The organism is Arthrobacter sp. H20 (assembly GCF_000520515.1).
In the GTDB taxonomy this organism is placed as follows: domain Bacteria; phylum Actinomycetota; class Actinomycetes; order Actinomycetales; family Micrococcaceae; genus Arthrobacter_D.
In genome coordinates, this window is the sequence record NZ_KI914747.1 from 13,219 (window position 1) to 19,917 (window position 6,699).

At 62.3% G+C, this 6,699-nt stretch carries 5 protein-coding genes and 2 pseudogenes; 2 read left to right on the forward strand and 5 right to left on the reverse strand.

Going from position 1 to position 6,699, the window contains the following annotated elements; genetic code table 11:
- Positions 1-1,101, reverse strand: a 1,101-nt coding sequence (locus tag Y703_RS21020; protein WP_051427598.1) for a sensor histidine kinase, incomplete at its 3' end; no start/stop codon positions are given.
- Between the two features lie 139 nt (positions 1,102-1,240).
- Between Y703_RS21020 and Y703_RS0113660 the strand changes: the two genes are divergently transcribed.
- Entirely contained in the window at positions 1,241-2,062 is an 822-nt protein-coding gene (locus Y703_RS0113660; protein WP_026553144.1) for a CPBP family intramembrane glutamic endopeptidase, read from the forward strand.
- Between the two features lie 417 nt (positions 2,063-2,479).
- Here the strand turns inward: Y703_RS0113660 and Y703_RS20015 are convergent, their stop codons facing one another.
- From Y703_RS20015 to Y703_RS22730, 4 genes and pseudogenes are all read right to left on the reverse strand, one after another.
- The gene (locus tag Y703_RS20015; protein WP_051427600.1) at positions 2,480-2,737 is read right to left on the reverse strand and encodes a hypothetical protein; all 258 of its coding nucleotides are present in this window, start codon (positions 2,735-2,737) and stop codon (positions 2,480-2,482) included.
- Positions 2,738-3,039: 302 nt separating this feature from the next.
- Positions 3,040-3,609, reverse strand: a complete 570-nt coding sequence (gene sigK, locus Y703_RS0113670; RefSeq protein WP_253908052.1) for an ECF RNA polymerase sigma factor SigK — start codon at positions 3,607-3,609, stop codon at positions 3,040-3,042.
- 1,564 nt (positions 3,610-5,173) lie between these two features.
- Entirely contained in the window at positions 5,174-5,986 is an 813-nt protein-coding gene (locus Y703_RS0113685) for an ExeA family protein (RefSeq protein ID WP_026553148.1), read from the reverse strand.
- Positions 5,983-6,363, reverse strand: a pseudogene (locus Y703_RS22730) (Mu transposase C-terminal domain-containing protein); the annotation flags it as partial. The gene Y703_RS0113685 and the pseudogene Y703_RS22730, both read right to left, overlap by 4 nt.
- A gap of 185 nt (positions 6,364-6,548) precedes the next feature.
- On the opposite strand from Y703_RS22730, the pseudogene Y703_RS23180 reads away from it, so the two are divergent.
- A pseudogene (locus Y703_RS23180) lies at positions 6,549-6,699 on the forward strand (IS256 family transposase); the annotation flags it as partial.

The window sequence follows — 6,699 nt, forward strand, 5'->3', positions numbered from 1 at the left end:
CCCGCCGGCAGGATGGGGCTCGGCCGAGAGAGTGCCACCCAAGGCCTCGGCCCGCTCGCGCATGACCGCAATGCCGTGGCCCGACCCCGCGCCGCGTAGGGGTGGCGGGGCCGCTCCCTCACCATCGTCGCAAACTGTGAGCCCGACGCGGCGCTCGTCGAGGGTAATGGATACATCGACGCGAGTTGCGCCAGCGTGCCGAATCACGTTGGTGAGCGCCTCACGCACGACACGATAGACGGCCGCACCCACTTGCCGGGGCATCGCATCGGCGTCGCCATCTAGAGTGAGCGTCACCTGCAGCCCGGTCGAGCGCGTCGTCTTGACAAGTTCGTGCAGGTCAGCGAGTCCCCGGAGAGGCTCGTAGCTGGTACCGCCGCCACGCAGGGTCGCCACTACCGAGCGCATGTCTTCGAGCGATCGGCGGCTGACGTCGGAAATGTGATCGAGGGCATCGGCGGCGCGCTTTGGGTCGTGATCCATGAGGTACCTGCCCACCCCCGCTTGTACTGCGATGATTCCCAACGAGTGCCCGACTATGTCGTGCAGCTCGCCCGATACGCGCAGTCTCTCTTCGCCGGCCCGACGCAAGGCTGACTCTTCGACAGCCTGTGCACGGGCATCCGCCAACTCACCACGCAACAGGCTCGACCGACCCAGCGCGAATACCATGCCGAGTGAGACGATGGACGCAAGCCACTGAAAGAATGAAAAAGGTGCACCGTTGACGAATAGCAAGGTCGTCACGCTGATGAGCACCAGCGCACCGCACAGTGCAGCCTCTCGTAGCAGTCGAGTGCTTGAAACCCAATAAGCGCCAACCAAGAGAATCAACAGCGCCCCGCTGGCGTTGTACCCAAGCGACCACAGCGCGGTCAAGGCGGCGAGAGACACCACGAACGCTGCAGTCGGCCAGCGTCGCCACGCGAGGCCGGGCACGGTGGCGGCAACCAGCAGGACGAGAAAGAGTCCGTCGCGGGGCAGGTACTCGTAGGTAGGTTCGCTCGCCGGCGCGTCGGCCGCGCCGAACCACCCAATCGCAAGAAACCCCAACATGAGGGCGACGTCGACCACGAAGCCCAAGCGCGAGGTTCGAAACATGGCTTCAGAGTAGCGGCAGACCGGTGCGGCCGCGTCGCCCTACAGGCGTATACGGGGTCACCTGTGGGGGTAGCCGCGCGAGCATTCTCGCGACTGCGTGGTGATGCGGCACTACACCCACCGCGGGAGGCTTGACACCATGACAGTCAAAACACCCCACACATCACCGGCTCCGCCACGCTCAGGCGGAGACTCGGCCCAATATTCCTTGGTCACCATCCTGGGTATATGGGCCTCAGCGACCGCGCCGATGGGCCTGCTCGCATTCGTTGTGGCGCCAGCCCTTATCGCTCGGAGCACCATGAACCCCGGGCTGATCTACTGGATCCTGATGGTCGTCGGCATGATGTGGCAGTTCGTGGTTTCACTCATCGTGCTCCGGCTGGAGCTGAAAACTCTGCAATGGTCGGTGCTGAAGACGCGGCTGTGGATCAACCGTCCCCTGCACCCGAAGACAAAGCAGCCCCGCCACGTTCTCTGGCTGTGGATCATCCCCGCCCTGGCCGCGAACGCATTGGGCGGCCTGCTTGCGACAGGCCTGGACGGAGCGTGGCTCAGTTGGCTGGCCGGAGTAATGGATCCCCGTCTCATCGAGCCCGTGTACACGACGTTCGCCGCCCTCGACGATGCATCGCTACAGGGTCAATGGTGGATCCTGGGACTGGCAGTCACCAGCGCCCTGTTCAACTACCTGCTAGGCGAAGAACTGCTCTTTCGCGGAGTGCTTCTGCCGCGCATGTCCGGAGTCTTTGGGCGCTGGGACTGGGTCGCCAACACCGTGCTCTTCGCCCTCTACCACGTGCACAAGATCTGGTACTGGCCAAGCCTCATCCTCGGCTCGCTCGGCATCGCCTGGGCGACGAAGCGCTTTCAATCAATATGGGTGGCCGTCATCATGCACGGCCTCGAGGCATTCTTTCTCGTCGTTGTGTTTCAGGTGGTAATCGGGAACCTGCCATGATGAACGAGCACCCTCGCCACACGGCGGAGCCAATTGCCCGGGCCACTATCTGTCACGCATCCCGGCGGGAGGCGAGGGGCCTTGGCCACGCCGACAGAGTCCGCTACTTTTCAAACTCACGAGTTTGCGCTGAGTCTCCGCGACAGCGCGTGCGCCTCGTCGAGCAGGATGCGACCCAGAGTTTGCCGACGCTCGCCGGAGAATCGGCTTTCTATACCGTGAAGATTTGGAACGCATAGGGGCGCGCGGGTTAATCGATCCATCACCTAAGCGGCCCCACCTCTGGCATCTGACGCTCTTCACATGGAATACCGAGGGTGCACCTAGAATCCGGGAAGCGCCTGTCCGGTAGGGGTCTCTGACCGATGCAGTGCGGCCGTCTTCGGGAAAGGGCATATGACCGACCGGAAACGATGGTTATCGATCGGGAGTAGTGGGTTCCAGCGGGTCGCCCGTTTCGTGCGGTGGTTGTGCTGTAACGAGGTCGCGTCGGTTGAGCTCGGTAGTGAGTTCTTCTAGTCGTCCTTCAGTTTCAGGTTCAGGATTTGAATCGAGGTATTCAGCGTCCAGTTCACGGCGAACCTTGCTGTTGAGCACTTCCACCTCGGTGTCATCCAGGATGGTTAGATCCGCCGGGAATAGCTCTTCTGGCGTGATCCTACTGTTGTGGTCCATCGGTTCTACTTTCTACTGAACGCGTTCGGGAAAGGGTGTGGGGAGCGGATTGCGGGATTCATCCAGTTGATCGTCTATGGCCACTAAGTCACGTATTGCTGCGCTGAGTAGTCGTTGTGTATTTGGTGTGATGTGCGCGCTGGGGTCGCAGATCGAATCGGTGTTTACGCATCCTGCCAAGAAGCTAAGGACGGTGCGTGCCAGGTGGGCGCGGGCTGACTGAAGATCGGCGAGCCGCCGTGCCGGTTCTTCCATCGAGGGGGTCTGCTCGATGTTTGCTGTCTGGTTTTGAAGGAGAGGGGTCACTTGGTTGGGCCCTCGTCTAGGCAGGTTCTCAGGTGTTTGAGTCCGTCTCGGATTCTGGTTTTGATGGTCGGTAGCGGGATGGACAGACGTTCGGCGACTTCGCGGTAGGTCAGGCCGTTGTAGTAGGCGAGGCTGATTGCTTCTCGTTGGGCGGGAGAGAGGCTTCCCAGGCAGGTGGTGACGGATTGGGCTTCTATTCTGGTGGTAACGGTTTCGGCTACGACGTCGTAGTCCGGGCTGTGGTTGGCGACACCCCAGCGTGCGTCCCGGTCGGTTCTGGCTTGTTCTGAGCGGACTTTATCAACGGCTCGGCGGTGGGTGATGGTCATGAGCCAGGCCATGGGATTACCGATTGTGGGGTTGTATTTGTGGGCGTCCTGCCAGACGAGCAGAAAGATTTCCTGGGTGACGTCGTGGGCTATCTCGGTATCGATGATGACTCGGCGCGCAAGACCATAGACCCGGCCCGATGTGAGTTGGTAGAACGTGGTGAAAGCATCCCGGTCTCCTTCGCCCGCACGGTGAAGAAGCTCGGCTAGTGGTTTGTGATCTGCCTGAAAGTCCACTCCGGCGGATCTACGCTCGGACGCTTTCGAACTCAGCGAACGATTCCTGGCCCAGTGGTGTGTACTGGCACCACTTTTTCATGGTCGGCGGTGTTGAAGTGTGCGTCGTCTTGTCTGTTCATAACGAGTGCCCTTTGGTGGTAGCTCGCCGTGCGGTCAGACGGAAAATGTGGTGAACAGTGAACAACGGTAACCGAGGCCGTCCTTTGATCAACATACCCCATGGCATTCCAGGCGATCTCAGGTAGACCGAGGAAACTACTGGCAGAGATAAGTCATAGAGAGAGTCCGATAACGATGGATTGGTGGAGACTCTTTGCCGAGGCTCGACACGCCGAGGATATTTGTCTCGCTACTCGTGCCCGTTTGTGATGGTGGTGTACCTACGTTTGTGCGACTACCGCCAGGCGGTAGCCCATCCCGGGATCTGCTCATCCAAGCGGCTTGCCGGGCCGGGTCCAGGGTGTTGCGGTGGTGAAGTCCACGTTGGGTGACCAGCCAGGTCGCTAAAGTGTTTTCGTGCCGGGTGGTACCTCTCCGGAATCGGGGTGGACGCCCCTCACCTGCGATCGCGTTTGCCACTTCGGTCAGGTGTTGGTCCCACATGCTGGTTTCTACTGTTGGCCGCGGAGGCCCTATCCAGTCTCCGAGAGCAGCCCCTAGCAGCTCCTCCCGGGCAGTATCTATCGATCCATTGCGAATTTGCTTGCGTTGGCCGGCGACCCACACGGCAAGACGCTGTTCCACTGGGTCTTTGGAAAGGATACGAGGCAGCCGCTGGTGCCGTTGATGGAAGTTTTTAACTTCATCGAGGTGGGTGTCCCAGGAAGCCCGCGGTGGTTTTCGGCGCAGCTTCGCAGCGGTTGGCGGAGCGGGGCGATCATTGAGTATCAGACGTTTACTGGCCAGCTCAGGGTGGGCTTTTTCGGACGCTCGGAGGACTCGGCGGACCCGTTTTGCTGGCACCCGGCATAGTCGGGCTATTTGTTCTGGTGGTAGCCCCCGCAGGTACATCAGTTTCCACTCTGCCGTGGAAATGCACGGACCCCAGTCGTCGGGGTCCTCCACCTCTGTACCGGCGGGAAGGGTCACGTCCACACAATATTGCTTTCAGGGTGGCTTGCGGAAGGACTATCCGCTTCGCAGTACTCGGTGCTTGTTTATAGCTCGCAGGTCATGCTCTGCCGGGTACCTTGGGGCGGATACCGGATCTCCATGGTGGGATGTGGTTAGGGGCGTGTGAGGCGGAATTCGGCCCAGAGGGGGTAGTGGTCGGAGATCCGCCAGGACACTTCGTTTTTGGTGTGCCCGGTGAGGACATGGGGGAGGGAATCGACGTGACCGGCCTTCCCGGTGTAGGTGAGGGTTTTGAGCAGGGTGGTGCCGTCGGGTTCGGAGAGAGCCTGTCAAGGTGATTGTGTAAGTGTTACCCATCGCGTTATTTGACGATGGCGGCGTCATATCGGGTGACGGCGGGCCGGGCATGGAAACGCCCCGCCGGCGGGTTTCGGCGGGGCGTTCGTTGTCAGGTTGACGTGGTGGCCGTCTTTGGTGACGGCGGGTTTTATTCGCTGTTTTCGGTGATCGCGGACTGGGCCGCGGAGAGGTCCACGATGGCCTTGTTGCCGGCGTAGGTCGCGATCAGGGCGGAGACGGCGAGGTTGTTCACGGCCCTGGGGTAGCCGCGGGCGGCCTGGTGGATCGCGGCGACGGCGTCGTCGGAGAACAGGGTGTCGGATCTGCCGGCGTATTTGAGGTGGTGACGGATGTAGTCCGCGGTGGCGGCGAGGTCCATGCCGGTGATGGAGAACCTGGTGGAGATCCGTTGGTCCAAGGCGGCCAGGACCGCGAGTTTGAGCCGGCGGCGCAGGGTGGGTTGGCCGACGAGCAGCAGTGCGAAGTGGCTGCCGGTGTCCATCTCGGTGTTGGTGAGCATCCGGAGGGATTCCAGGTCGGTGTTGCCCAGCAGGTGGGCCTCGTCGATCACGACCACGGGCAGGCGCGATCGTTCGTCCAGTTCCCCGGCGAGCAGGGACGCGGTCTGGTGCGCGAGGACCCCGGAGTAGAACGCAGGGGTCCCGCCCAGGGCGGTCACGATCTGGGACTGGATCCCGCGCATGCCGATCGTGGGGTCGGCGATATAGATCATCTGGTGCCGGGAGGCCTCGAGCTGGGCCAGTGCGGCGCGGACGGCGACGGTCTTGCCGGCACCGACTTCCCCGGTGATGACCCCCATCTGGCGCTGACTGATGCACCACTGGATCCGGGCGATGGCCTCACGGTGCCCGGGGTGGGGGTGCAGGGCCTGGGGCGGGATGGAGCGGCCGAAGGGCATGCGGGTAAAGCCGTAGTGCGACTGCAGGTTCTCGATGCTCATAGGGCCTCTTCCGTGATCCGGGCCGCGGCGGGCGCTGCGGCTGTGGTGATTTTGTCGTAGCTGATCGGGGCGCCGGTCATCGCGGTTTTGTGGCGGGTTTCGACCAGGCGCAGATAATCGATCCCGGAGGCGGCGTTCCTCGCTCCGGCGTCGGCGTCTTTGGCGGCGTTGACGGCCTTGGGGTGGACATGCCGGCGGATGTCCAGCAGGACAGCTTCCCCGGCCGGGACGCCGCCAGCGGCGGTGACCGCGACGGGCCCGGCCAGGTCGAACGGGTCATAGACCAGCTCGACGCGGGTGCCGGCCAGGCCCGGGTCGACCTGGTAGGTGTTGCCCTGCAGGGACACCGTCGCGGTTTTGGTGACCTTCCGGGCCGCGGACCAGCGGAACGCTTCGGGGGGGTGTCAAATAGTCTGTGTAAGCGGTCTTCTTGAGACGAAGGAGTTTCATTGTGAGCATGACCGAGACCGATGGAAAGAACATAGGGATCGCGCCGGACTCGGTGCCTGCTGCGCGGGCACTGCGTAAGGAGTTGTTTTCCGATGAAGTGATCGATCGGCTGATGTCGCGGGTCGATGAGGACGGTGTGTCTCTGACGGGCGTCGGTGGATTCCTGCCGGAGTTGGTCAAGGCGGTCCTTGAGCGCGGGATGGACGCTGAGCTGACCTCTCACCTCGGATATGAGCGCGGTGACCGGGCCGGCCGCGGAAGCG